Origin of the sequence: Streptomyces sp. NPDC014861 (assembly GCF_043081625.1) — a bacterium.
Classification (GTDB): Bacteria; Actinomycetota; Actinomycetes; order Streptomycetales; family Streptomycetaceae; genus Streptomyces.
In genome coordinates this window covers 13,138-36,207 of the sequence record NZ_JBIBWV010000039.1, presented here as the reverse complement: position 1 = coordinate 36,207, position 23,070 = coordinate 13,138, and the positions used below count along the sequence as shown (strand labels likewise).

Below are 23,070 nucleotides of genomic sequence, written 5' to 3'. Positions count from 1 at the left end.
CGTCCGGCTCGGCGCTGTCCCGCTCCGTCAGTCCCCGGTCGGGGCCAGCACGACGAAGTCGGCTCCGGACGGGTCGAGGCAGACGGCGAGCCGGCCCACGTCCTCGGCGTCGTCCGGTCCCATCTGGACGCTGCCGCCGTGCGCCTGGACCGTCGCGACGGCGGCGTCGCAGTCGACGACGTCGAAGACCGGGTGCCAGTACGGACGGCCGTCCGTGAGGGAGAGCTGCTCGCGGGGGAGTTCCATCAGACCGCCCTGCATGCGCTCCTGCGGTAGTCCGGCGGGGGTGATCAGGGTGTACGTGCCCCCGCCGCCCGGCATCTCCATGTCGGAGTACTGCCAGCCGAAGACGCCGCCGTAGAACTCTCGGGCGGCCGTGGCGTCGCTCGTGTACAGCTCCGTCCAGGACAGCGAGCCGGGCGCGTCCACCAGCTCCACGCCCTTGTTCGTGCCCGGCTGCCAGACGGCGAACTGCCCGCCCAGCGGGTCGCTGTACTGGGCCATGCGCCCCCACTCGTCGAGGTCCATGGGGGCGACCCGCACGGTGCCGCCACGGCGTTCCACGGCCTCGGTCGTGGCGTCCGCGTCGGTGACGCCGTAGTAGATCATCCAGGCGGAGCGGGCGCCCTGCTCGGTGAGTTTGCCCAGGCCGGCGACGATCTTGCCGTCCTTGCGGAACATGCCGCCTTCCATGTCCTCCCCGCCGTCGGGCATGGGCTCGTAGTCCCAGCCGAGGACGGCTCCGTAGAAGGCCGCGGCGGCGGGCACGTCGGGCGCGCCGAGGTCGAGCCAGCAGGGAGAGCCAGGGGGGAAGTCGGTGGTGATCATGGGGTTCCCTTTCGCAGATCCCGTACGGCCCCAGGCTCCCACCGGCCACCCGTCCCCGCCCCTCGACCGGCCCCGGTCGTCACGCTCCGGAGCCGACCGAGGCGGACGGTGACAGCCCGTGGCCCCGCGGCCCCGCGGCCCCGCAGCCCTGCCGGCCCGGCCAGCCCGGCCGGCCCGGCGGCACGGTGTTGCGCCCCGGGTGGCGTGTCCACCCTGTGGGTGGGCCGTGCCGTCCGCCGGACTCCGCGGAGTGGCGCGGGCCGACGCGGGACGGCGCGGGACGGCGCGAGCACGCGATGGAAGCCCCGTGCCCTGCCGCGACCCGCGTCGTTGATCCCGGCATGACGATCTTCAACCGCCGTGTCCTGGCCTCCGCCGCCGTCGCCGCCACCGCCGTCCTCGCCTCCGCCGGTGCGGCGTCCGCCGACAGCGTCGGCAACAACCTCCCCGGAGTCGGACTCCTCTCCCAGACCTTCGGGAACGGGGACCAGCAGAACCAGGCCACCGACACCCTGCCCACCCACGACGCCCTCAACAACATCACCGTCCCCTGACGGAAGCCGCGCCGAGGCGCGACCTCCGCCCGCCGTCCGGGCTCCGGCGCCCGGGTCAGGAGGTGGCGTCCCCGGCCTGCCCGAGGACCTGGCGAAGCCGGTGAGCGAACTCGTCCGGCTTCCCCGGGTATCCGAACTCTCCGTCGCAGAAGCCGCCGTGATGGCTCGGGAACACGGTCGCCTCCTGCCCGAGAAGCTCGGCGACGGCGACGGAGGTGCGTCCGGTCAGCAGGTTCGCGGATTCCTCGCCCACGGCGATCACGACGCGGGTCGGCGCGGCGGCGATCGCGTCCGTGTCCGGCCGGTATCCGCTGACGGCCCATGACCGGTCGGACAGCAGCGGATCGCCGCGCGTGCCGTCGTCCTCCGCGGGGAGCCCGAACGCGGCGGGGTCGGGTTCCGGTTGCGCGAAGTACGAGTCGGTGAACTCGCCCTCCCACGAGGTCATGGCCACGAACGCCGCCATCCCGGCCCCCCACCCGCGCTTCTCGTAGGCGTCCCGGACTCCGGCCCGCGCCCGGACCGCCGCCGGCCCGTCCGGCGTGAGGGTGACGAGCGGCGGCTCGTGGGCGACGAGGGTGGTCACGTCCCCGGGGTACCTCTCCACGACAGCGAGCGCGGTGACGGCTCCGCCGCTGCTGGCGAACATCTCGACCGGGCCGGCCCCGACGGCCTCGATGACGGCGTGCACGTCGTCGGCCTGGGTCTGCGGCGCGTGGTCGTCCCTCCCGTCCTTACGGGTGCTGCGGCCGAGCCCGCGCGGATCGTAGGTGACGACGGTCCGCTCGGGGAAGCGCGCGGCGAGCGCGGCGAAGCCGGTCGCGTCCATCGGCTGCCCGATCATGAACAGCGGCGGAAGTCCGCCCGCGGTCGGCACCGGCCCGCGAACGTCGTAGACGAGGTCCGCGCCGGCTGTCGTGAGTGTGTGCGTTTCCATACCCGTGCAGACCGACCCCGACCCGAAAACTCATCGGCACGGCACGAAAAAGCGCCGACCGGTGCGCCGACCGATGAGCCGGAGGAGGCGTCGGTGACGCCGATGCACGCCCCTGATCGTCACGGAACCCCGATCCGGATACGTACGTGAACCAAGTGAAGTGCTGGGTGCGGCCGGACCATGATGTCGTCCACGTCGAAGACGGGGCCCGTCAGGCCGAGCGGTTCCGGGACCATCGCGGCCATGGCCTGCTCAAGGGCCAAGCCGATGACGTTCGGCGTTCCGCGTCGGCACTGCGGGCAACCCCGGCGGCGGTACCGCCTCCAGCACGGCCGCTCCCGGCGCCATTCGCTTCCTGCCCGGTGACGGGGGCGGGAACCTGCTCACCGTGCGGACTGGCCGCCGTCGGAGGGCGACACGACGCCGGACTCGTAGGCCGCAATCACCAGCTGGGCCCGGTCGCGCGCGGCCAGTTTGGACAGGAGGCGGCCGATGTGGGTCTTCACCGTGCCCATGCTCAGGTGCAGGTGTGCCGTGATCTCGTCGTTCGACAGACCCCGTGCGATCAGCTCCAGGACCTCGCGCTCACGCTCCGTCACCCCGGGTGGTGTGGCCTCGCGGCCTCGGGCCCGGGTCGGGGCCTGGGGCGGGCGGCGGGTGAACTCCTCGATGAGGCGGCGGGTCACGGACGGGGCCAGCAGGGAGTCACCCGTGGCGACGACCCGGAGGGCGGCGAGCACGTCCGCGGGCGGGGCGTCCTTGAGGAGGAAACCCGAGGCGCCGGCGTGCAGGGCCGCGTAGACGTACTCGTCGAGGTCGAAGGTGGTCAGGATCAGCACCCGTACACCGGCGGTCTCGGGGGAGCCGCAGATCAGCCGGGTCGCCTCGATCCCGTCCATGACCGGCATCCGGACGTCCATGAGGACGACATCGGGGCGGTGCAGACGGGCGAGTGCGACGGCCTCCGCCCCGTCGCCGGCCTCTCCGACGGCGGTGAGGCCGGGTTCGTTCTCGACGAGGATCCGGAAGGAGCCGCGGAGCAGCACCTGATCGTCGACCACGAGCACCCGGGTCTGGTCCGTCACACCATCGTCCTCTCCCGATTCCCTCACCTCTCACACCTTCGTCCTCGCGCCGTCCTGCGGCAGGCGGACGGAGACCGCGAAGCCCCCCTCGGGGCGGGGGCCCGCGCGGAACGTCCCGCCGTGCGCCATCGCCCGCTCCCGCATGCCGATCAGGCCGTGGCCTCCCGGCCGTTCGCGGCAGGCACCCCTGACACCGTCGTCGGTGACGTCGATGCGCACCTCACGCGCGTCGGCCTCGACCGTCACGCGGCAGCGTGCGGGGGACGCGTGCCTCACCACGTTGGTGAGGCACTCCTGGACGATCCGGTGGACCGCCAGGGCGAGGCCCGGGGGCAGGCCGTCGTCCGGCAGCCGGATGACCGGGTCGACGTCCACACCCGCCCGCCGGGCCTGGTCGGCCAGCACGCCGAGTGCGTCGACGCCGGGTGCCGGGTCCAGGGGCGCCGTGGACGATCCGGAACGGAGCACGCCCAGGGTGCGGCGCATCTCGGTCATGGCGGCCCGGCCGGTCTGTTCGATGACGCGCAGAGCCTCCTCCGCCTCCTCCGGGCGGCCTCGGGCCACGTGCCCGGCGACCCCCGCCTTCACCACGATCAGGCTCAGGCTGTGCGACACGATGTCGTGCAACTCCCGGGCGATGCGCAGCCGTTCCTCCACGACGGCGCGTTCGGCCCGGTGCGCGGCCCGCTCCGCCTCCCGGGCTCGCCGGGTACGTACGGTGAAGCCCGCCGCCCAGCCGGCGCCGAGGACCAGCCAGACCATGGCGGTCACGCCGAGAGCCCCGCCCCACGTCTCCGCCGGGGTGACGACGGCCTCCCCGGCGATGACCGCGGCCGCTCCGAGGACGAGCGAGACCGCGAGGACGGGTACCGAGCGCCTTGGCGGCATGGTGAGCGCGACCGCGTACATGACGAGGCCGACCGCGACCCACGGTTCGCGAGTGATGTCCGACAGGGTGGCGGCGGCCGCTCCGGCCAGCGCTGTCACCGCGGCTGCCAAGGGCCACGGACGGCGGACTGCGACCGGCAGACCGACCGCCGCCGCCACGAGCACGCCCGCCCACGCGGGTCCGGAGTAGGCGGGCTGCGCGCCGTCACCCGGCATCCGGGCGAAGCTGACGTACACAGCGGTGATCGACAGCGCGGCCACCAGATCCAGCGCGAGCGGACGAACGCCGTGCAGCCGCCTGGAGACACCCATGATCCGACCGTACATCGTCACCCGGCCCTCCCTGCCAGGACCATGAGAGCCGCCGCCGCACTCACCACGAGCACCCAGCGCAGCGCCGTCGCCCACCCAGGAGCCGGACCGTCGCGCAACACGGTGACACCCAGCGGGACGAGCGCGAGACAGAGCCCTGCGACGGCCACCACCGACAGCGGCGTGGTGCCCTTGAGCACGCCCAGCGGGAGAGCCGAGGCAGCCGCCAGGGCCAGCGCCCGCGGGGGACCCAGCACGCGCGCCCGCCAGGCCCCGGCGGCGAGGAGCACCCAGCCTCCCATGATCGCGAGGTTGAGGGCGCTGAAGACGTGGAAGGCGCCGTACGCTTCTCCGACGAACCGGGCGGCGGCCTCAGCCCCCTGACGGTCGGCGAACTGGAACGCGAGGTGATCCACGCCGGCGTGGAACGTCCTCGCGAAGAGCCCCAGGACGGCCAGGACGCCGCCCCACAAGGCCAGCCCGGGGTTGCGGCGGCCCACCCGCACCGCCAGCACGGCGAGGGCCGGCCACAGCAGCACGGTCCCCGCCGCGAAGGCTCCGTAGGAGACCGCGATCGGACCGGGATGTTCGACCCGGGCGGCGAGCTGGTCGGGAAAGAAGAACGGGAACGGAAGCCGCACCAGAACTCCGACGCTCAGCAGCACGGGCGCCGCCACCAGCGAGACACCCCCCACCCACCGCCCGGGGAAGAACGCGTCACCCTCCCACGCCACGGGCAGCAGTTGGGACTTGGCCGGAGTGGGCGCGGTGCCGCCTCCGGAGGGCGGTCTCCGCTTCGTCGTCGTCATGCCCCGAACGATCCCGCCCGGACGCCACCCTCCGCATCGGAGCACGGTCCGATCCTGCCGTCGCCCCGCATCGGACCGTGGCCTGACAGACTGCGGGACTGCGGGACTGCGGGACTGCGAGGGCTTCAGGCGCCGCGGGGGTGGGCGCAGTGCTCCACGCCCCCACGACGGGACCGGGACCGGTTCGGCAGCCGGGGCCCTCAGGCGCCTGCGCTGTTCTTCCCCGTCGATCACCACAAGGTGGGCGCGGCTGACCTCGCTCCCCGCCTCCGCGAGGCGATGGCCGACCTCGTCCGCCTGGACCGACTGCACCGGATCTGAACGGCTTCCCTCGGATACTCCTGAGGGAGCGGCTGTCGGTGCGGCATGGGAGAGTCCCGGGCATGAAGATGCCGGAGGGCCTTGCGCGAGTGCTGCCTGAGATCGTCGGATCCGACCAGTTCGACGCTCTCGTCATCAGGACCGACTTCAGCGACGACGAGGCGTGGAGTGCGGTGGTTGCTGAGCTGCGCCGGCCGTGGGGGTCGGAGGGCGAGTTTCCCGCGAGGGTTCAGGTGGTCGACGCGCCTGCTTGGTCGGGGGCGACAGCTGACGAGGTTCTTGCCGCGGTGGACGAGGACGAAGACCTGTGCGTCGTCTTTCTCGCCGACCGCCACACGATGGAGTCGCCGGTGCGAGCGTTGCTGGCTCTGTCGACCATCTGGGAGGACGAGGGCGACCTTGACCCCATGTACTACCAGGAGCTCATCGACGCGCCGGAGCCCCGGGACTTCCGAGCCGTACCCGCCGTGGTGCACGCGGTCCATGTGAACGTGGCACTCGGTAACCTGGGCTTCGCCGAGTTCGCCTCCGCAGCTTGCCGTGAGCCTGATCAGGTCCTGCGGCCCGACTGATGCGTTCGGCGGACCGACGTTCCCAAACGATCTGGCCTGGCCTGTACGCTCGCCCGCCGCGACGGGACCGCCCCGATCTGCCTCATCGCCCTCAACCTCATAGACGGTGGTCGGCGTCGCTCAACTCCTCCGGCACCGCCCGCACCGTCGCGTACGCCGGCCTCTTCTCCGTCTGGCCGAGTTCCCCGAGACGGAGGGCGTCGTCGATCTCGCCGAGCTTCAGGGAAGACAGGACGGTCGCCCGTCCGATTCGTATCCCGACAGCAGGACGACCAACCTCGACAGCGGGCCCGGATCGCGGGTCGTATCCCGACGTCGGGTCGGGCTGAGCGGCGTCGTCCACCGTCGAAGCGGCGATGGACTTGTTAGGTGGTTCCTCGCGCGGGTGAGGGATCAGTGGTGTCACCCGTTCGCTCAGGGACCTGGAGGGCTCTGCCATGAAGTACAACGTCTCGATCGAGATCGCCCTGCCGAGGGAGCGGGTGGTCCAGCTGCTCGCTGATCCGGCTCAGATGCCGAAGTGGCTGCGGGGCCTGGTGCTGCACGAGCCGCTGAGCGGTGAGCACGGGCAGGTCGGTACCACGTCGCGGGTCGTGATGCGGATGGGGCAGCGGGAGATGGAGTGCACCGAGACGATCACGCGCCGGGAGCCGTCGGACCTGCACGGGATCCCGAAGGAGAGCGCCGTTCACTTCGAGCGCGAGATCGTCGGCGAGGGCATGTGGAGCGCGGTGCGCGACCGGCTGACCGAGGCGGACCCGAGTACGACGCTCTGGGCGAGCGAGAACGAGTACCGGTTCAGCGGCTTCCTGATGCGTTTGGTCGCACTCCTGATGCCCGGTGCCTTCCGCAAGCAGTCGCTCCAGCACATGCAGGACTTCAAGGCGTTCGCCGAGGAGGGAAGGGACGTACGGGAAGCGAAGAGCTGAGCTGTCGTCGGGGGACGGGTGCCGGGGGCCGGGGGAGTGCCGTGGCCGTGAGCGTTCCTGACCAGCCCGCCCCCGGCGGGCCCGGACGGTGACGTCGTCCGCCCGTCTACTGGCGGTCGATGGCGCTTCGGCCATGGGGGGTTCCTCGCCTATCCGGGTCGGTGGGGCGAAACGTCCTCCGGCTGGGTGTCGTCTGTCCGGGGCTTCCTGTGGGACGGGTTCGGTGGGCGGGGGTAGGGCTGGTGGGGTATCCGAGCGCCGCCTTTGTTCGAGGAGTCCGCGTATGGCCCGCACACTTGCCCTGGTTCTGGCCGGTGCCGCCGTGTTCACCGTGGCCCCCGCCATGCCTGATCCGGGGGCCGGGGCCGAGTCCCGGGCCGGCAGAGCTGCGGCGGAGAAGGCGGTCACGTATCGGGCGACCGCTCCGTTCCAGCAGCACGAGAAGGCCGTACGGGCCGGCTACAAGCCCGATCAGTACTGCGTCACCGACCGAGTGGGTGACAGCGGCGCGCTCGGCTACCCGCACTTCAACCACGCCCACGACAACTCGACGGATCCCGAGAAGCCCACCGCCCTCTACTACGAGGACGACGTGCGGGGAGGCAAGCGGCTCGTCGGCATGCAGTGGACGGTCTACGACCGAGACCAGGACCTGAGGACGGACGACGACCGCCCGCGCATGTTCGGGGTCCCCTTCAAGGGCCCCAACCGCGGCAACTTTCCCGGTCAGCCCGTCCACTACGTCCTGCACCTGTGGCTGTGGAAGAAGAACCCCAAGGGCGAGTTCACCACCTACAACCCGAGGGTCACCTGCCTGCCGGGGACGACCCGCCCGCAACCCCGCCGGCCCTCCTGACCCCGAGCGACCGCACTTACGCGTCGTGGAGAATGCCGCCGGTTCCTGCTGTGGGGATGCAGCGTCTCCTCACCACTCCACGGGCGGGGACGCGACGCGAGCTCGTCCCGGCTGCGGTCGTCGCGCTGTACGCGTGTCGGGAGATACGCCCCATGCTGCGCCCTGCTGACGAGCCGTTCCTCGCCACCGTCGCCACCGATCCGTACGTCCGTGAGTCGAGCTCGGTGTGGTGCCGAGGGTCGTAAGAGATCCCCGGACGAGTTGTGCGAGCTGTTCGGGCGAGTGGCGCCGGAGGCTCCATCGCGGCCCCAGGGTGGTGGCTGGCGTGAACATGGCGACCAGGGTTCGATCGTGTTCGTGGCCACCTCAGTCTGCACTGGCAGCAGTTGCCGTCCGCGCCGTTCGGGCCGTCGGGCGTGACAGCCCACAGGCTCTGATCCCACCTCACGGCGACAGAGGTTGCGACTACTCCCACCTGCGGCAGTGGACACGCGAGCGAGGTCTCACTCATCGCGTCGCCCGCAGAGGTGTCGAGTCGTCGCAGCGGCTGGGCCGTCGTCGCTGGACCCTCGAACGCCCCCTGGCCTGGCTCGCCGGCTGCTGTCGGCTCCACCGACGCTACGAACGCAAGGCAGACCACTGCCTCGTCCTCACCACCATCGCCTGCGTCCTCGTCTGCTACCGCCGAAGCGCTTGCTGATGTGGGCCCGCAACAGCTGTACAGCCAGGTCGTGATCGTAGGATGCGGCCAGATCCAGCGGAGTGCGACCGTCTGGATCAGCGAGTCCAGGATCCGCGCCGAACGCCAGCAGCACGCCCGTGGTGTGAACGGTCAACGGCTGCCCGCTCTGCAGGGCGCCATCCCCCTCGGTGTCGATCGCGTGCGTCAGCAGCGTCATGTCGCTGAAGACCTCATCAGGTTCGGCGCCGTCGGCAAGCAGCCGGTCCAGGCCTTCCGCATTCTCGTGCTCGACCGCGTAGTGGGTTGGTGTTCAGTAGTCGTTCATCGTGGCACTGAACAGCGGTCGAGACGCTCCCAGCAGCCGCATTCTCCCCGGTCGGAGCCGCGACCTGCCCACCCCTGCCACCCGGCCGCGGACTCTCGCTGCCCTTCTCCTGGCCGATCGGGTCCGGGGGTACTGCCCGGGAGACGGTGACCTGTCCTCCTCACTCGCATCCGCCTGACGCGATCTGCTGAGGGCTTTCGTGGTCACCGGCGTGGTGGCAGGCCGCAGCGCCGGGAGTTGGGGGTGGTTCCGCGCGCCAGGGCTCCCGGAGCCGGGACGACATCGGGGTGTGCTGTGACGGCCATCGGGCGCCGGCGGCGGGCTCGGACTTCGGAGCGGAACGCGTCGACGCGCCGACGCGCCGGCTGAGCTGGGCCGAATGGGCCGAATGGGGGTGAAGCGGTACCGCACCGGACCGGTCCGGGGTGAGCGGACCGGTCCGGGTGGGCGCCGAGCCGAAGGGCGGCCGCCCGCTGTCGTGTCGAAGTGGCGCGAGCCGCTTCGAGCGGGGGCGTGGGTGGCACAGTGGTCGTATGTGCGGTCGCTATGCATCCACCCGCAGTCCCCAGGACCTGACCCAGCTCTTCCAGGTCACCGACTGGCGTCCCGAGGAGGCCTTGGCTCCGAGCTGGAACGTGGCTCCGACGGACGAGGTGTACGCGGTTCTCGAACGCGCCGACCGGGAGTCCGGCGAGGGCGTGGCCCGGCAGCTGCGGACCCTGCGGTGGGGCCTGGTTCCCTCCTGGGCGAAGGACGTGAAGATCGGTGCGCGGATGATCAACGCCAGGGTGGAGACGGTGCACGAGAAGCCCGCGTTCCGGAGCGCCTTCGCCCGGCGCCGCTGCCTTCTGCCCGCGGACGGTTTCTACGAATGGGACCCCGTCGAGGACAAGGCCTCGGGAAAGGTCCACAAGAAGCCGTACTTCATCCACCCCACCGACGGTCAGGTGATGGCCCTGGCCGGCCTCTACGAGTACTGGCGCGACCCCGACATCGCCGACGAAGACGATCCGGACGCGTGGAGGACGACCTGCACGATCATCACCACGGAAGCCACGGACGCCGCCGGTCGCGTGCATCCCCGCATGCCCCTCGCCCTCACCCCGGACCATTACGACACCTGGCTCGACCCCGCCCACCAGGACACCGACGACCTCCGCGCGCTCCTCACGCAGCCGGCCGAAGGGCGCCTCCAGACTCGTGCCGTCACCACCGCCGTGAACAACGTCCGCAACAACGGCCCCCACCTCCTCGACGAAGCCACCTGAACAAGCCCGCGTTCACCGAGCCACCCTCGCCTGCCCTCGCGCGGCCGCCTCCGACCCCTCGCCTGCTCGGCACCGGTCCCGTGTCCCCTCCAGCGGCCACCTCCGGTCTCCTTCCCGCGCCCGAGACGCCAGCCGACCGGGCTCTCCTCGCCACCCCGCCGCCCAGCGGCATGCTGCCTGACGTCAGAGCGTAATTGTGTTGGACACGGTGATCATGGTGGTCGTAGCCTCGATCGGCCCCAGCCTTCATACGTTCGAAGAGGTGTATTTGATGACGGTTCAGGTTCTCGCGGTCAGCTCCCGTCGGCCGCTCAGCCCCACCGTTGTGACCTCCACGAACCGAAGGAACCCCTGTCATGGATCTGCCGCGTAGCTTCACCATCCGCGAGAGCAGCCACCGCATCTGCAACCCGTTCACCAGCGACAAGCTGGCTCTCCTGGGCCAGGCCATCAGCCCCGCGCCGGGCACGCGTGTGCTCGACCTCGCCTCCGGCAAGGGCGAGATGCTGTGCACCTGGGCCCGGGACCACGGTGTCTCCGGCACCGGCGTCGACATCAGCACCGTCTTCCTCGACGCCGCCCGTGAGCGGGCTGCGGAGCTGGGCGTTGTTGACCGGGTCGACTTCGTGCACGCGGATGCCTCGGGCCATGTCGCCACCGAGCCCGTCGGGATCGCCGCCTGCATCGGCGCGACCTGGATCGGCTCCGGAGTGGCCGGCACCGTCGAACTCCTGCGGCGCAGCCTCGCTCCCGGAGGCATGATGCTGATCGGCGAGCCGTACTGGCGCCGCGAACCGGAGGACCAGACGGTCGTCGAGGGCTGCCACATGGCCCGCAAGGACGACCTGCTCCCTCTGCCGGAACTGCTCCAGCAGTTCGGGGACCTGGGCTGCGACGTCGTCGAGATGGTTCTCGCCGATCAGGACAGCTGGGACAGGTACGTCGCGGCGCAGTGGCTCAACATCCGGCGCTGGCTCGACGCCAACCCCGACGACGAGCTCGCCGACGAGATGCGCGCGGAACTGACCGCGGCACCCGTCCAGCACGCCAGGTACCAGCGTGAATACCTCGGGTGGGGCGTTTTCGCCCTGATGGGCCGCTGACAAACCACATCGTGTGAGCCCCGGCGCCACCTGCCGGGGCTCACCCTCGTGGAACCACACTGGTCCTGCGCTCGCCGATCGTGGTCGGCAGGGTGTCCCGGTACGCATTGATCCTGTTCCGGACGACCTGGGGGAGCGGGTGGCCCCGCTGCTGCCACCCGCTCCCGAACGACGGCACCGGCATCCTGGCCGGGGGTGTCGTGTTCCGGACCGGGCAGCTCTCGCAGGCATCCTGTACGCCCTGCGGACCGGCCTTGCCTGGCGTGACCTCCCCGCCAGGACCATGGTCTGCTCCGGAGTCACGACCTGGCGCCGGCTGCGGGACTGGACCGAGGCCGGTATCTGGCCACGCCTGCATGCTGCCCTGCTCACCGAGCTGCGCCGCGCGGGACTGTCGGACTTGGACGACTGCTCCGTGCACCCGGTTCTCACATCAGGTCCTTCGTCGACCTCTCCCGCAACCGCTCCCGTCGCTACTGCGACAGCCGCACCTGCGTACGCCGACCGGGCTACGACTTCGACGAGTACCGCCACGACCAGTCGGTCGCGCAGCCCGAAAGGGACCCGCGGCCGACGCTCTCGGCGCAGTGCGCGAAACCCCTTGCCGAATGGTCAAGAATCGTTGACCATTGCTCGTATGCCTACGGACGATCTTCCCGAGACGTTTCACGTCACCACGGACGAGCAGCTGCGCGCCGTCTCCAACCTCACGCGCCACCGGATCATGGCCGTGCTCCGCTTCGAGCCGGCGACCATCACGCAGATCGCCGAGCGGGTCGGCCTCGCCAAGGGGAGCTCCAGCTATCACGTGCGGTTGCTGGAGCGGGCCGGGCTGGTGAAGGTGGTGCGGACGCGGAAGGTGCGGGGGGTGACCGAGCGGTACTACGCGATGGCCGCGCGGTCGATCGAGCTGCCGGATCCGGGAGAGGGAGGGCCGGACGTGCTGATGCGCAACGCGGTCGCGGACCTGGAGGCGTCGCCGGCGGACGGCGACCGCCACGTACGGATGGCGCATCTGCGGCTCACCGAGGCGCAGTTCGCCGAGCTGGGCGCCCGCCTGGAGGCCCTGGCGGACCAGTATCGGGAGCTGTCCGACCCTTCGCTGCCGGACGCGTCGCTCGTCTTCGCGCTGTTCCACCCGGCCTCGCGCACGCCGGCCGAAGAGGGCGCCAAGTGAAGCAAGGAGTGCAGAAGTTGCCGGCCGGGTTCGGGCGGCTGTGGACCGCGCAGACGATCTCCTCGCTCGGTGACGGGGTGACCCACGCCGCCCTGCCGCTGCTCGCGCTGACCCTGACGCGGGACCCGATGGCGCTCGCCGTCGTCACGGCCGCCGGGACGCTGCCATGGCTGCTCTTCGGAGTGCTCGGCGGGGCACTCGTGGACCGCTGGGACCGCCGACGCACCATGTGGGTCGCGGACACGGCCCGTGCGGTCCTGCTCGGGATACCCGCGGCGGCGGTCGTGCTCGACACCCTGAGCATTCCACTGCTCGCGGCCGTCGCCTTCCTGCTCGGCCTCGGCGGCCTCTTCTTCGACACGGCCGCCACGGCCTATCTGCCGGACCTGCTCCGTCGCGACCCCGTACTCCTCGAGCGCGCCAACTCCCGCCTGCGTGGCGCCCAGACCGCCATGTCCGGTTTCGTGGGACCGCCTGCCGGAAGCGCGCTGCTCGCCCTCGGGCGGGCGGTTCCGCTGCTCGCCGACGCGGTGTCGTTCCTGCTCTCCGCCCTGCTCGTCCGTACGCTGCCCGCCACGCCCCAACCCGCGCCGGAGGCCCGCGAGTCGCTGCTCCGGCAGGCACGGGACGGAGCCTCGTACGTGTTCCGGGACCGACTGCTGCTCGGGCTCGCGCTCCGCCCGGCGGTCGGCAACATCGCCTTCTCCGCAGTGGCGACCGTTCTCGCCCTGTTCGCGCACGACCGTCTCGGCATCGACACCTACGGGTTCGGCCTGCTCCTCACGGCGGAGGCCGCCGGCGGTCTGATCGGTGCGGGCATCGCCTCCCGCCTCGGCCGACGACTCGGCACCGGCACTGCGCTGACCTGCACGGCCGCCGTCGAAGGGCTCGCCGTCCTGGGCCTGGCCGCCGCCCCGAACCCGTACGCGGCCGGACTGGCGCTCGCCGTCTGCGGGGCGGGCATGGGTGCCACGATGGTGCTCGGGCCCTCCCTCCGGCAGGCGATCGTCCCCGCCCACCTCATGGGCCGGGTCGCCTCCACCTCCCGCATGCTGGCCATGTGCGCGGCCCCCGTCGGAGCCTTCCTCGGCGGCTGGCTGGCCACCGCGCACGACATCCGCACCCCGCTCTACGCCGCCGGCCTCCTCCTCCTGGCGATGACGGCCGTCACCGCTTCCATGACCGACAACCGCCGGGTCGAGGCGGCGCTGCGTACCGCGGCCGCGACCGGCAGCCCTGAGCCCCCGGCATCCCAGGAGTCCGGCTCGGAGAAGGCACCCGAACTCCTGTGACCCGCGCCGCGAGGCGCCGTGCCGAGGCCGGGCCCCCGAACGGCGGCGACAACGGCTGAGGCGACGGCAGCGGCTGTGACCGTGTGCGGCAGATCATGGCCGGTGCATCGTGCGCGAAAGGCCGTGCCTGCCGAGAGGGAATTCAACGGGCTTATCAAGAAAGAAGGTTGAGACGTAGGGCCTTTCGAACCGCCGCGTGGGGCCCTGCCTGCCGTCGCCCCGGGGCTCGTCAGCTGCTCGGCACGTCCGAACTGGTCTTTCCTGAAACCCTGTTGAGGGACTTGATGGTCCCGGCTGCGGCGCTCGGGCCGGTGTGCCATTCTGAGATATGTGGCCGCATCTGAAACGGCCGTCGCAGGATCGAACTTCCCTTCGTCGCCGCTCGGCGACGCTTCAATCAGCAACCGATCGAGAAACCAGGCGCTTCTCATGGATGCTCACAGCCAGGCGTCGACGCCCGGGGGGATCGGAGTGCTTCTGGATCCCCAAGAAGCCTTCGCAGCTTTCATGGTCGAATTCGATACGCTCGCCGACCTCGACCCGGATCTCGGATGGGTGCGGCAGGCCCTGACATCGCGCCTCGAGGAGATCCCCGAGGAAGACGCCCTGCGCGTCACCTCGCTGCTCTGGCCCGGGGCCAAGGCGATACTGCTTCCCCATCCCTTCCCCTGGCCACCGGTATGGCCCCCGGCCGGATTCCCGCCCCTTCCCGGGTATCCGCCGTGGCCGCTCTGGCCCTCCTGGCCCCCTCCGTGCCCCGGCCCCCTGCCGTGGCTGGGGCCGCTCGCCGGCGGCGGGGAACGAGCAGCGCTCACGGCTCTCCGACACGGACTCGTGGAAGGCGGGGCCCTGCGCCGCCAGTTCGCCGCGGATCTCGAAGGACCTCTGTCCGTACGGGCTCTGCGTGACGCGGCGCGCGCGGTTCAGGACTGGCAGTACGCCTCCACCTCGGCGCAGACCCGTGACTTCGACCAGTCGTGGGACGAACTGCAGCGGATGACGGCGGGGCCTGAGCGGAAGCCTGGGGCAGCCGCTGTCGGAGTCCTCCTGGTCGTGGCGGCCGTCGGCGTCGGATTCGGGGTGGGTTACGGGATCGCCCACTACGCATCCCACCATCAGTGAGAGTTCTGCCGAGGCGCGGAATCCGTGCCCGGAGAGGGGACAGAGGGGTGATGACCTATGGAGTCCAGCGGTTCCGGAGCGACGGGCACGCGGGATGTCGTCCTCGTTCTCGACGTCCAGAAGGCCCTTGAGACATTCCTGGCGGAGATCGACCGATTCTCCGAGATGGATCCCGATATCGCCTGGGTGAAGCAGGCGGTGGACGAGCGCTTCGCCGGACTGCCCGAGGACGACGTCCTGCGTGTCCTGGCCCCGCTGTGGCCGGGGTTCAAGTCCATGCTGATGCCGGACCTGTGTCCGCCGGGATGGCCCCACCGGCCTCCGTACGGTCCCTGGACCGCGAGGGCGGTCGCCTATCCGTGGGCGGTCGCGGAAGGAGAGTCCTCCCTGCCGCCGTCCATCGCCTCGCTCCGGCACGGTCTCGTCGAGGGTGCGCGGCTTCGCCGACTCGTGGAGTCCGCGCTCGACGGGGCCCTCTCCGCAGAGGCGCTCCGGCTGACGGCCCGGCAGATCAAGGACTGGGAGCTTTCCTCCGCCTCGACCCGGACCAGGGACTTCGACGAAGCGCGCGACGAACTGGCGCGGCTCGTCGGCGGGCCCGAGCGGAAGTGGGGGCCCATTGCCCTGGGGTTCGTCGTGGGGCTGGCGGCCGGCATGGTCATCGGCTCCGGTCATGTGCTGAGCCACCACATCTGAGCCGGCTCGCCCCCGCCGGCACCGGAACCAGACCTTGGCACCGGAACTCGCCCGGCTCATCCATCCGGTCCGGCTCATCCACCTGATCCGACTCCGGCTCCTGGTCCGACTCCGGCACGCGTACGGCACCCGTACCCGAAGAGGCCCGCGCTCCCGGAGCGCGGGCCTCACCCTGCGGACGGTCCGGGTCACGTCCGGGGCACGCAGGGGGTGCAGCAGGTGGGGGCGGGTTCGACGCACACGGTGACGGAGTCGGTGTTGTCGGCCGGGTCGGGGTCCTTCTCGACGGCGGTGACCGTGGCCGTGTTGGTGACGCGGACGGGCCTGGTGGCCTTCGCTCGCAGGGTGAGGGCCGCACGGGCCCCCACGGCGAGGGGGCCGACGACCCACTGGCCCGTACCGGGGGAGTACGTACCGAGGTCGGCGTCGGCGGACAGGAAGACGAGTCCGTTCGGGAGCCGGTCGGTGACCGTGACGCCGGTCGCCGGGCTGGGGCCGGCGTTGTGGACCGCCAGGCGGTACGTCACGGTCTGCCCGACGGTCACGGTGGTCGCGTCGGCCGACTTCACCACCTCCAGATCCGCGGCGGGCCGGACCTCGGTCACGGCCTCGTCGGACGTGGACGACAGCGGCTCCGGGGTGGGACCGAGATGGTTCTCGTACGTGGCGGCGGCGGTGTTGGTGACACGGGTGCCCGCCGTGTCCAGCCCGAGCGTGACCCGGTACTCGACGGTGGTACCTCCGGGCAGGGCCGCGGTGTTGGCCAGGCTGCCGCCCTGGGAGGCGGAGGCCCCGGTGCCGAGCCGGAAGACGACCGCGCCGGCCACCGGGTCGTAGGCGGCCTCGTCGTCACCCGGCTGATCGGTCTTCACTCCCGCGTTCGGACCGTCGACGATCCGCAGCGACCCGGGCACGTACGTGGTCCCCGGCGGCAGGACGTCGGTGAGCGTGAGCCGCTCGGCCGCGCCGCCCCCCTCGTTCCGGGCATTGATCCGGTACGTGACGACATCGCCGATGTCCAACGGACCTGCCGGTACGGCGGTCTTGGTCAGCACCACGAACGGGGCGGTGCCGAAGAACACGCCGTCGAGGAAGTTGCCGATCCCGCGGTTGCCACCCGCGGCCGAGACGGACCGGAAGGCGAAGCGGGTGGTGGTCTGCCCTGCGGGGACGGTGTAGGTGCCGGTGTAGTACCCCCAGGCCGTGTTGCCGTCGGTGAAGGTGCGCTGCTCGACCACGCTGCCCGGGGCGCCGATGTCCAGGGCCATGGTGTCCTGCCCCTGCCGGCCCCGGTGGTAGAGCCGCCAGTACAGCCGGGAGCCCGGGGTGGTCGGCAGGTCCTGGTAGAGAGTGGACACCTGGTTGGCGTTCAGCTCGGCGAACTGCTCGCCCTCCGCGGACGGCACGCCGTTGAAGCCGGAGCGCCACACCTCGACCATGTGGTCGGTGGCGGTGGTGAGCCAGCCCGGAACGTGCCGTGGGGCCTGGGTCTGGGAGGCGTCCGGGAGGAAGGCCATGTCGCTGACGGAGGGTTGCTCGAAGCTCCCGTTGACGAGGGCGACCCGGAGCGGGACGGAAGGAGGTGTACCCATGATGACGTCTCCAATCGGTCGACGGTGCGCGGCAGCTCCGCTCCCCCCGAAGGCCGGGGGGCCGACAGGATGGGAGGACGGAGCCGGAACGCCCCGTAGCTCACCGCCTCCTCGGAGTCCCGGTACAGCCGGGGTGGTGAGGTCTTGGCCAGGGCCGGTCGGAGGGTTTACCCCCGCCGACACGGTCCGCCACGGCATGGCGGTCGCCGCGGCGCCGGCGACACCGCCCCGCGCACCACCTCGGGCGCACAGCTCGCGCGCGTACCTCCCGTGCTGACCTGATGGCACCGCTGCCTGGCGCTTACGCGCCACCCGGGAGGATGAATCGAAGGTTGCCGGGTTGACGTTGACGCGCCGCGCGGCCGAGCCGGTCGTCTCGGCGAGGCATGCGCCGCTCGGTGCGTCCGGGGCTCCGGTGTCGCCGGACGAGGCGTGCCGGAGTCCCTCCTTCCGGATCAAGCCGATGGTCGAGGTCGAGCGAGGCGCGGCAGGATGCGCCGCATGACGCTGCCCGCGCCCGAGCTGCACACCTCCCGCCTCCGACTGCGGCCGTTCACCGACGCCGACGCGGCGTCACTCTTCGCGTTGCACAGCAGTGCTCATGTGCTGCGCTACTGGGACTCCCCGCCGTGGACCGATCCGGCCCGCGCCGAGCGCTTCCTCGCGCGTTGCCGGACGATCGAGGAGGAGGGGACGGGAGCGAGGGTGGCCGTCGACCGCGCCTCCGACGGCGCGTTCATCGGCTGGTGCGGCCTGACCGGCTGGTATCCGGAATTCCGCAGCGCGTCCTGGGCTATGTCTTCGACGCCGGCGCCTGGGGTCAGGGGTACGCCACGGAGACCGCGCGCGCCGTCCTGCGGTGGGCCTTCGACACCTTGGACCTGAACCGCGTCCAGGCCGAGACCGACACCCGCAACGCGGCGTCCGCCCGGGTTCTGGAGAAGCTCGGCTTCGTGCGCGAAGGCACCCTCCGCGAGGACTGTGTCGTGAACGGCGACGTCTCCGACTCCTGGGTCTTCGGCCTCCTCCGCCGCGAATGGTCCCCGACGACTGACCGCGGAACGCCCCGAGACGCCTCGCTCTCCACCTCAGCCCCTTCGTCCCCGTCGGCCCCCCGTCCCACGCGGCCGTGACCGGGAAGGGCGCGGCGAGGACCCGCCCGGAGGGGGAGCCCTCCGTGGCCGGCCGCCACGCACGGTGAGTCCCGCCATCAGGGGGTGACGTCACGGTCCTCGGTGACGGGCGGAACTTCATGGTGTGAGGAACGCGTTGGCAGGGTGGTGCGCGATGACGCGTGACCGACGACGGATGACATGGCAGAAGCCGAGGTGGCACGAGTGGCGATGTGGGATCGGATCAAGGACCAGGCGACCAGGGGTCTGCAGCAGGCCCAGGGGGCGCGGGGTGGGTCCGGTGGTCATGGGCCGTCCGGCGCACGGCCCGGCGGCGGCTCCAGGGCCGAGCTCGTGAGCGCGCTGAGGGCGCAGCTCACGTCGCTGAAGAAGGAACTCAAGAGCGGCGCCTTCCGGGACGCCGCCATGGCCGTGTGCGCGTTGGTGGCCGCTGCGGACGGCCGGATCGACCCGGCCGAGCGCCAGCACGTCGAATCGCTCATCCTCACCAACGACGTCCTTCAGAACTTCCCCGCGGACCAGCTCCGCGAGCGTTTCAACAAGCACGTCGACCAGCTGTCGGCCGGCTTCGTGATCGGCAAGTCGACGGTGCTGCAGGAGGTCGCCAAGGTGGCGAAGAAGCCTGCCGAGGCCCGGGCCGTCATCCAGATCGGCATCGTGGTCGCGGGTGCGGACGGTTACATCGAGCCCTCCGAGGAACAGATCATCCGCGAGGCGTGTGCCGCGCTCGGCCTGTCGGCGGCGGAGTTCGGCATCTGACCCGCTCATCCCGGTGAGGAGGCGCGCGGCCGGTACGCGGGTCACGATGGAGGAGGGTGGTGGCATCGATGGAGTTTCCCGAGATCTACGAGCTCGTCTTCCAGGAGTCGGCAGTGGTCGACGACGTGGTGGTGGTCCGCCGCACGGAGCGCGCCGGCCCGGGCGGCTGCCCGGTCTACGAGGACGACACGGGCATCGTCCGCGCCGAGATCAGTGAGCGCGGAGACGTACGCATGCTCGCGAGCGGCGGCCACCAGGCCCACACCTTCCGCGTGACGGCCCGGGCGCGGGAGTAGCGCCAGCGGGGTGCCGCACCGGACCCCGTCGCTCCACGGGGTCCGGCGGCCGACGAGGTCTCGGCCGATCCGGCGGGGGGCCACTGCGAGAGGGGGAGAGGGCGGGCCCGCTGTGTCGGGCGCCGCCCGACAGGTGCGTGCACTTCTCGATGTCGCCCGTCGCCACGGAAGCCTCCCGCCGGGGCCGGGGGGGCGGCTCAGACGGTCCCGCAGGGGCTTTCGTCGCGGGGATCCGCGGCCGGGTCGTCCACCCGTGCGGCCCACGGGGGCGGGGTCGTCGACGCCGTCCAGGCCGCCAGGTCCGTACCGTCGACGCAGACGATCCCGCAGGAGGCCGCGTACTCCAGGGCGGGGTCCGTGAAGGTGCTGGTGGTGACGAGGACGGCCACGTCGGCTTCGTGCACGGCGTAGCAGGTGCCTCCGAACCGCTGGAGGTCAGGGGAGCCCACCCGGTGGTCCTCGCCGTACTGCTTGCACTGCAGGACCACGCGCAGGCCGTCGGGGGTCGTCGCTATCACGTCCGCGCCGAGGTCGCCGGCGCCGCCGACCACCTCGACGGGGGAGCAGCCGTCACGGGCGCACAGCGCGGCGACCGTGTGCTCGAAGCCGTCCGGATCGACGGCCTCATGGTCCAGGGCTCCGGAGTCGACGGCGGGCGGGGCGCTGAGCGGGGTCGGGAGGATTTCCGTCCTGTGGTCGCCGGGATCGGGCAGGGGGAGCGTGTATTCGACTTCGGCCACCCCGTTCTCCCTCAGGTCGTGCCACTCGCTCCTGTCCCGACCCCGCACGCGCGGCGCCGTGGTCCTGCGCCGTCGGCTCATCGCCGCCGCGACGCCCAGCAGCGCGAGGACCGTCAGGACGACGGGGACGTACGAGCCGGTCGACCGAGCCGTCCTGACCATCAGGGCCGCGCCTCCGGTGACCACCCCCACGAGCCCCACCACGAGTATCAGGTCCCGGGCGGACCGGGCAGGGACGTCCCCGTGCCCCATCCCCCCGCTTGCGTCTCTGTCGTCGACCGCCGTCATTCGGCCCCCTCCTCGTACGGCCGGTCTTCCTCCGACCGGCCCTCCCCTGACATCGACCCGCCTCACCCCGACGGCACGGTCGAAACGCGTTCGGACCAGGGCGATGGCCGGGCACCGGCGGGAACGCGGGAGAGTGCGGGGTCGGGGAGAGCTGTGCGGGTGGGGGGAGGGCTGTGTGGGTGGCGTGATGCGGCCACCTCAAGTTCCGCTCAGATGTGATGACAATCCTTCGAATGTGTCTCTAGTGTCCTCGCAACCGAGGAGGACGAAGCACGTGCAGATGAGAAGGTCGATCTTGACCAGAGTCCAGGAGAACACCCCCCGGATCCCCGTCCAAGAGGGTCCGAGGGTCCTGCCCGGAGTGAGCGGGCACGGTGGCGCTCCGTACGCGGACCGGGCGCGTGACCTCCTCTCCAGCACCCTCCTCCACGGTTAGAGCGCCGACGTGACACTTCGCAGCATCCGTTCGGCCGGCGCCTTCGCCGGCACCGCGGTCCTCGTCCTGACCATGTCCGCGTGCGACCTCGGGACGGAGCCCGAGGGCAAGGGCGAGAAGATCGCCATCGGCATCAAGTTCGACCAGCCGGGCCTGGGCCTGAGGACGGCGGACGGCTACTCGGGCTTCGACGTCGACGTCGCCACGTACGTCGCGCGGAAGCTGGGCTACTCCGAGGACGAGATCGTCTGGAAGGAAGCCCCTTCGGCGCAGCGCGAGAAGCTCATCGTGAGCGGTGACGTCCGGTTCGTCGTGGCGACCTACTCGATCAACGAGCGGCGCCTGAAGGAGGTCGACTTCGCGGGTCCGTACTTCCTGACCCACCAGGACCTGCTGGTCCGCGGCGACGAGGTCGCGATCAACGAGGTCGAGGACCTCAACTCCAGGAAGCTCTGCTCGGTCACCGGCTCGACCTCCGCCCGGAACGTCAAGGAGAAGCTGGCCCCGAAGGCCGACCTGCAGCAGCTCGGCGGCTACTCCGAGTGCCTTGCCGCGCTGGAGAGCAAGAAGGTCGACGCGCTCACCACGGACGCCGCCATCCTGGCCGGCTACGCCTCGCAGCAGCAGCATTGGGGCAAGTTCAAGCTCGTCGGCCTCTCGCTGAGCGACGAGAACTACGGCATCGGCGTCAAGAAGGGCGACACCGCGCTCAAGGCCGAGATCAACAAGGCCCTGGGGGAGCTGGTGTCCGACGGCACCTGGCGGAAGCTCGTGCGGAAGCACTTCAACCTGTCGAGCTACGAGAGCGAACCCCCGCCGAGGATCCAGGACTGACCTCCCCGTGAGAGCGGCCGGGAGCCTCTGGCTCCCGGCCGCTCTCGTCGGTGCGGCGTCACTCGTCATGGACCACGGCGTCCGGTCCCTGGCGGGCGGTCCGGCGAGCTCGCTCCGGTGCCGGGTGGAGAACCGACTGAAGGGTGGAAAGCCGGCCGAAGGGTGGAGAGCCGGCTGAAGGGCGGAGGGTCGGCTGAAGGGTCAGGCGGGGACGGCAGGGCACTCCTTCACCGTGACGCGCACCGAGAAGACCTCCTTGTCGTTCTGGCGGCCGGTGACCTCGGTGCTGACGACGTCGCTGCCGTTACGGCGCGGAGCTGTGGCCTCGACCCAGCAGGGGGCGTCCAGCTCGACGTAGCGAAGGAACCGGGCGTCGAGCTCCAGGGGGACGGTTCTGGGACTGCCGGACAGGGCGTGGGCGGCCTGGGCCGCGGCCTCCAGGAAGACTAAACCCGGTATGTGGTCGTGAGCGTGGTCGAAGAAGAAGCGGTTGCCGGTGTCGACGCGCAGCTGCCAGCGGTGCGGCTCCGCGAGCGGGGTCAGGACCGCGTTGTCCAGCGAGGTCTGGCCGCCGCGGACGGACTCGTCGAGGGCGGGTCCGGGAGGGAGGGCCCGCGCGCTGGCGGCCTGCGCGTCCGCGTACGCTCCGCGCAGCCTGTCGTAGATGGCGGGCGGGTGGGCGGTGTAGCGGACCCGGGCAATGCCGAGTGGCTCCCCGTCACGGGTGGCCGTGACCTGCGCGGCGAGATGGGTGGAGCCGAACCGCCGTCGTGCCACCTCGGTGTGAGTGATCGTCAGGTGAATGTCCGATGCCGGGACGTGGGTGCTCAGGGCCGCCGGGACGACGGAGCTGTCGTAGGACTCCCACCCCAGGCGGAAGTCCAGCGGGATCCCGTGGGCGACGTGGGACAGCAGGGCGAGGGCCTGGCGGATCGTCTCGGAGAAGAGGAGGGGGTGGTAGTGATCCGTGTGGGATGTGTAGAGAGGGTGGTGCGCGGGCCAACGGGCGATGACGGTGTGGGAGACGCCGTCGGCGTGGCTGCGCCATCCGGACAGGAGTGCGTGGCCGGGTACGGTCTTGCGGGTGAAGGCCGCGGGAACGTGCCGGACGCCGTCGAGAGTTGCGATCGAGCCAGTTGTCACGTTCAAGGTGTTCCCCCAGAGAACGGCGCGGTGAGGTGGTGGCAACTGCTGCGGGCAAGGTGCGTGAGACCACTTCGTAACATAGTGATGGTT

At 71.3% G+C, this 23,070-nt stretch carries 23 protein-coding genes and 3 pseudogenes; 16 read left to right on the top strand and 10 right to left on the bottom strand.

Features of this window, described 5'->3' with window-relative positions:
• Window positions 1–27 precede the first annotated feature (27 nt).
• Complete coding sequence (locus tag ACF1BN_RS37105) at window positions 28–828, bottom strand: VOC family protein (protein ID WP_392336010.1); 801 nt, start codon at window positions 826–828, stop codon at window positions 28–30.
• 341 nt (window positions 829–1,169) lie between these two features.
• Here ACF1BN_RS37105 and ACF1BN_RS37100 point away from each other — a divergent pair, with 341 nt between their 5' ends.
• The gene (locus tag ACF1BN_RS37100; RefSeq protein ID WP_392336009.1) at window positions 1,170–1,382 is read left to right on the top strand and encodes a hypothetical protein; all 213 of its coding nucleotides are present in this window, start codon (window positions 1,170–1,172) and stop codon (window positions 1,380–1,382) included.
• A gap of 55 nt (window positions 1,383–1,437) precedes the next feature.
• Here ACF1BN_RS37100 and ACF1BN_RS37095 read toward each other — a convergent pair whose 3' ends face one another.
• From ACF1BN_RS37095 to ACF1BN_RS37080, 4 genes are all read right to left on the bottom strand, one after another.
• Window positions 1,438–2,319 (bottom strand): alpha/beta fold hydrolase, encoded by an 882-nt coding sequence (locus ACF1BN_RS37095; RefSeq protein WP_392336008.1) that lies wholly within the window; start codon window positions 2,317–2,319, stop codon window positions 1,438–1,440.
• 383 nt (window positions 2,320–2,702) lie between these two features.
• Complete coding sequence (locus ACF1BN_RS37090) at window positions 2,703–3,404, bottom strand: response regulator (protein ID WP_392336007.1); 702 nt, start codon at window positions 3,402–3,404, stop codon at window positions 2,703–2,705.
• 30 nt (window positions 3,405–3,434) lie between these two features.
• Complete coding sequence (locus tag ACF1BN_RS37085) at window positions 3,435–4,604, bottom strand: sensor histidine kinase (protein ID WP_392336006.1); 1,170 nt, start codon at window positions 4,602–4,604, stop codon at window positions 3,435–3,437.
• 17 nt (window positions 4,605–4,621) lie between these two features.
• Entirely contained in the window at window positions 4,622–5,413 is a 792-nt protein-coding gene (locus ACF1BN_RS37080) for a hypothetical protein (protein WP_392336005.1), read from the bottom strand.
• Window positions 5,414–5,796: 383 nt separating this feature from the next.
• On the opposite strand from ACF1BN_RS37080, the gene ACF1BN_RS37075 reads away from it, so the two are divergent.
• On the top strand, window positions 5,797–6,306 hold the full coding sequence (locus tag ACF1BN_RS37075; protein WP_392336004.1) for a DUF6924 domain-containing protein: 510 nt from the start codon (window positions 5,797–5,799) through the stop codon (window positions 6,304–6,306).
• A 97-nt stretch (window positions 6,307–6,403) separates the two neighbouring features.
• Here ACF1BN_RS37075 and ACF1BN_RS37070 read toward each other — a convergent pair whose 3' ends face one another.
• Window positions 6,404–6,745, bottom strand: coding sequence for a hypothetical protein (locus tag ACF1BN_RS37070; RefSeq protein WP_392336003.1), 342 nt, complete (start codon window positions 6,743–6,745; stop codon window positions 6,404–6,406).
• On the opposite strand from ACF1BN_RS37070, the gene ACF1BN_RS37065 reads away from it, so the two are divergent.
• From ACF1BN_RS37065 to ACF1BN_RS37055, 3 genes and pseudogenes are all read left to right on the top strand, one after another.
• Window positions 6,744–7,235 carry an SRPBCC family protein gene (locus ACF1BN_RS37065; RefSeq protein ID WP_392336002.1) on the top strand — a complete coding sequence of 164 codons (492 nt, stop codon included), beginning with the start codon at window positions 6,744–6,746 and terminating at the stop codon, window positions 7,233–7,235. The two genes, ACF1BN_RS37070 and ACF1BN_RS37065, sit on opposite strands and share 2 nt — an antisense overlap.
• Before the next feature lie 283 nt (window positions 7,236–7,518).
• Window positions 7,519–8,091 carry a hypothetical protein gene (locus ACF1BN_RS37060; RefSeq protein WP_392336001.1) on the top strand — a complete coding sequence of 191 codons (573 nt, stop codon included), beginning with the start codon at window positions 7,519–7,521 and terminating at the stop codon, window positions 8,089–8,091.
• A 210-nt stretch (window positions 8,092–8,301) separates the two neighbouring features.
• A pseudogene (locus ACF1BN_RS37055) lies at window positions 8,302–8,791 on the top strand (hypothetical protein).
• On the opposite strand, the gene ACF1BN_RS37050 reads toward ACF1BN_RS37055, so the two are convergent.
• A complete protein-coding gene (locus tag ACF1BN_RS37050; protein ID WP_392336000.1) occupies window positions 8,742–8,990 on the bottom strand; it encodes a hypothetical protein in 249 nt (82 codons plus the stop codon). The pseudogene ACF1BN_RS37055 and the gene ACF1BN_RS37050 overlap by 50 nt on opposite strands.
• 641 nt (window positions 8,991–9,631) lie before the next feature.
• Here ACF1BN_RS37050 and ACF1BN_RS37045 point away from each other — a divergent pair.
• From ACF1BN_RS37045 to ACF1BN_RS37015, 7 genes and pseudogenes are all read left to right on the top strand, one after another.
• The gene (locus ACF1BN_RS37045; protein WP_392335999.1) at window positions 9,632–10,366 is read left to right on the top strand and encodes an SOS response-associated peptidase; all 735 of its coding nucleotides are present in this window, start codon (window positions 9,632–9,634) and stop codon (window positions 10,364–10,366) included.
• A 356-nt stretch (window positions 10,367–10,722) separates the two neighbouring features.
• Complete coding sequence (locus tag ACF1BN_RS37040) at window positions 10,723–11,469, top strand: SAM-dependent methyltransferase (protein ID WP_392335998.1); 747 nt, start codon at window positions 10,723–10,725, stop codon at window positions 11,467–11,469.
• A 106-nt stretch (window positions 11,470–11,575) separates the two neighbouring features.
• Window positions 11,576–11,910 (top strand): annotated as a pseudogene (locus tag ACF1BN_RS37035) (transposase); the annotation flags it as partial.
• Between the two features lie 196 nt (window positions 11,911–12,106).
• On the top strand, window positions 12,107–12,646 hold the full coding sequence (locus ACF1BN_RS37030) for an ArsR/SmtB family transcription factor (RefSeq protein ID WP_392335997.1): 540 nt from the start codon (window positions 12,107–12,109) through the stop codon (window positions 12,644–12,646).
• Window positions 12,647–12,663: 17 nt separating this feature from the next.
• Complete coding sequence (locus tag ACF1BN_RS37025; protein ID WP_392336018.1) at window positions 12,664–13,938, top strand: MFS transporter; 1,275 nt, start codon at window positions 12,664–12,666, stop codon at window positions 13,936–13,938.
• Between the two features lie 330 nt (window positions 13,939–14,268).
• Window positions 14,269–15,060 carry a hypothetical protein gene (locus tag ACF1BN_RS37020; protein WP_392335996.1) on the top strand — a complete coding sequence of 264 codons (792 nt, stop codon included), beginning with the start codon at window positions 14,269–14,271 and terminating at the stop codon, window positions 15,058–15,060.
• 57 nt (window positions 15,061–15,117) lie between these two features.
• Complete coding sequence (locus tag ACF1BN_RS37015) at window positions 15,118–15,756, top strand: hypothetical protein (RefSeq protein WP_392335995.1); 639 nt, start codon at window positions 15,118–15,120, stop codon at window positions 15,754–15,756.
• A 188-nt stretch (window positions 15,757–15,944) separates the two neighbouring features.
• Here the strand turns inward: ACF1BN_RS37015 and ACF1BN_RS37010 are convergent, their stop codons facing one another.
• The gene (locus tag ACF1BN_RS37010; RefSeq protein WP_392335994.1) at window positions 15,945–17,348 is read right to left on the bottom strand and encodes a hypothetical protein; all 1,404 of its coding nucleotides are present in this window, start codon (window positions 17,346–17,348) and stop codon (window positions 15,945–15,947) included.
• Window positions 17,349–17,849: 501 nt separating this feature from the next.
• Here ACF1BN_RS37010 and ACF1BN_RS37005 point away from each other — a divergent pair.
• From ACF1BN_RS37005 to ACF1BN_RS36995, 3 genes and pseudogenes are all read left to right on the top strand, one after another.
• Window positions 17,850–18,481: pseudogene (locus tag ACF1BN_RS37005) on the top strand (GNAT family N-acetyltransferase).
• Window positions 18,482–18,685: 204 nt separating this feature from the next.
• Window positions 18,686–19,240, top strand: a complete 555-nt coding sequence (locus ACF1BN_RS37000) for a tellurite resistance TerB family protein (RefSeq protein WP_392336017.1) — start codon at window positions 18,686–18,688, stop codon at window positions 19,238–19,240.
• Between the two features lie 68 nt (window positions 19,241–19,308).
• Window positions 19,309–19,536, top strand: a complete 228-nt coding sequence (locus tag ACF1BN_RS36995) for a DUF6296 family protein (protein WP_392335993.1) — start codon at window positions 19,309–19,311, stop codon at window positions 19,534–19,536.
• Window positions 19,537–19,733: 197 nt separating this feature from the next.
• Here the strand turns inward: ACF1BN_RS36995 and ACF1BN_RS36990 are convergent, their stop codons facing one another.
• Window positions 19,734–20,480: a restriction endonuclease gene (locus ACF1BN_RS36990; RefSeq protein ID WP_392335992.1), complete on the bottom strand. Its 747-nt coding sequence runs from the start codon at window positions 20,478–20,480 to the stop codon at window positions 19,734–19,736.
• 529 nt (window positions 20,481–21,009) lie between these two features.
• Between ACF1BN_RS36990 and ACF1BN_RS36985 the strand changes: the two genes are divergently transcribed.
• Window positions 21,010–21,834 carry a glutamate ABC transporter substrate-binding protein gene (locus ACF1BN_RS36985; RefSeq protein ID WP_392335991.1) on the top strand — a complete coding sequence of 275 codons (825 nt, stop codon included), beginning with the start codon at window positions 21,010–21,012 and terminating at the stop codon, window positions 21,832–21,834.
• Window positions 21,835–22,035: 201 nt separating this feature from the next.
• On the opposite strand, the gene ACF1BN_RS36980 is transcribed toward ACF1BN_RS36985, so the two are convergent.
• Window positions 22,036–22,977 carry a ScbA/BarX family gamma-butyrolactone biosynthesis protein gene (locus tag ACF1BN_RS36980; protein ID WP_392336016.1) on the bottom strand — a complete coding sequence of 314 codons (942 nt, stop codon included), beginning with the start codon at window positions 22,975–22,977 and terminating at the stop codon, window positions 22,036–22,038.
• Between the last annotated feature and the right edge of the window lie 93 nt (window positions 22,978–23,070).

Coding starts and splice junctions, on each gene's coding strand:
- ACF1BN_RS37080 (WP_392336005.1), bottom strand. CDS start 5,413: ATGACGACGACGAAGCGGAGACCGCCCTCCGGAGGCGGCACCGCGCCC.
- ACF1BN_RS37075 (WP_392336004.1), top strand. CDS start 5,797: ATGAAGATGCCGGAGGGCCTTGCGCGAGTGCTGCCTGAGATCGTCGGA.
- ACF1BN_RS37015 (WP_392335995.1), top strand. CDS start 15,118: ATGGAGTCCAGCGGTTCCGGAGCGACGGGCACGCGGGATGTCGTCCTC.
- ACF1BN_RS37100 (WP_392336009.1), top strand. CDS start 1,170: ATGACGATCTTCAACCGCCGTGTCCTGGCCTCCGCCGCCGTCGCCGCC.
- ACF1BN_RS37095 (WP_392336008.1), bottom strand. CDS start 2,319: ATGGAAACGCACACACTCACGACAGCCGGCGCGGACCTCGTCTACGAC.
- ACF1BN_RS37085 (WP_392336006.1), bottom strand. CDS start 4,604: ATGGGTGTCTCCAGGCGGCTGCACGGCGTTCGTCCGCTCGCGCTGGAT.
- ACF1BN_RS37105 (WP_392336010.1), bottom strand. CDS start 828: ATGATCACCACCGACTTCCCCCCTGGCTCTCCCTGCTGGCTCGACCTC.
- ACF1BN_RS37040 (WP_392335998.1), top strand. CDS start 10,723: ATGGATCTGCCGCGTAGCTTCACCATCCGCGAGAGCAGCCACCGCATC.
- ACF1BN_RS36995 (WP_392335993.1), top strand. CDS start 19,309: ATGGAGTTTCCCGAGATCTACGAGCTCGTCTTCCAGGAGTCGGCAGTG.
- ACF1BN_RS37060 (WP_392336001.1), top strand. CDS start 7,519: ATGGCCCGCACACTTGCCCTGGTTCTGGCCGGTGCCGCCGTGTTCACC.
- ACF1BN_RS37045 (WP_392335999.1), top strand. CDS start 9,632: ATGTGCGGTCGCTATGCATCCACCCGCAGTCCCCAGGACCTGACCCAG.
- ACF1BN_RS37050 (WP_392336000.1), bottom strand. CDS start 8,990: ATGACGCTGCTGACGCACGCGATCGACACCGAGGGGGATGGCGCCCTG.
- ACF1BN_RS37030 (WP_392335997.1), top strand. CDS start 12,107: ATGCCTACGGACGATCTTCCCGAGACGTTTCACGTCACCACGGACGAG.
- ACF1BN_RS37065 (WP_392336002.1), top strand. CDS start 6,744: ATGAAGTACAACGTCTCGATCGAGATCGCCCTGCCGAGGGAGCGGGTG.
- ACF1BN_RS37010 (WP_392335994.1), bottom strand. CDS start 17,348: ATGGGTACACCTCCTTCCGTCCCGCTCCGGGTCGCCCTCGTCAACGGG.
- ACF1BN_RS37070 (WP_392336003.1), bottom strand. CDS start 6,745: ATGGCAGAGCCCTCCAGGTCCCTGAGCGAACGGGTGACACCACTGATC.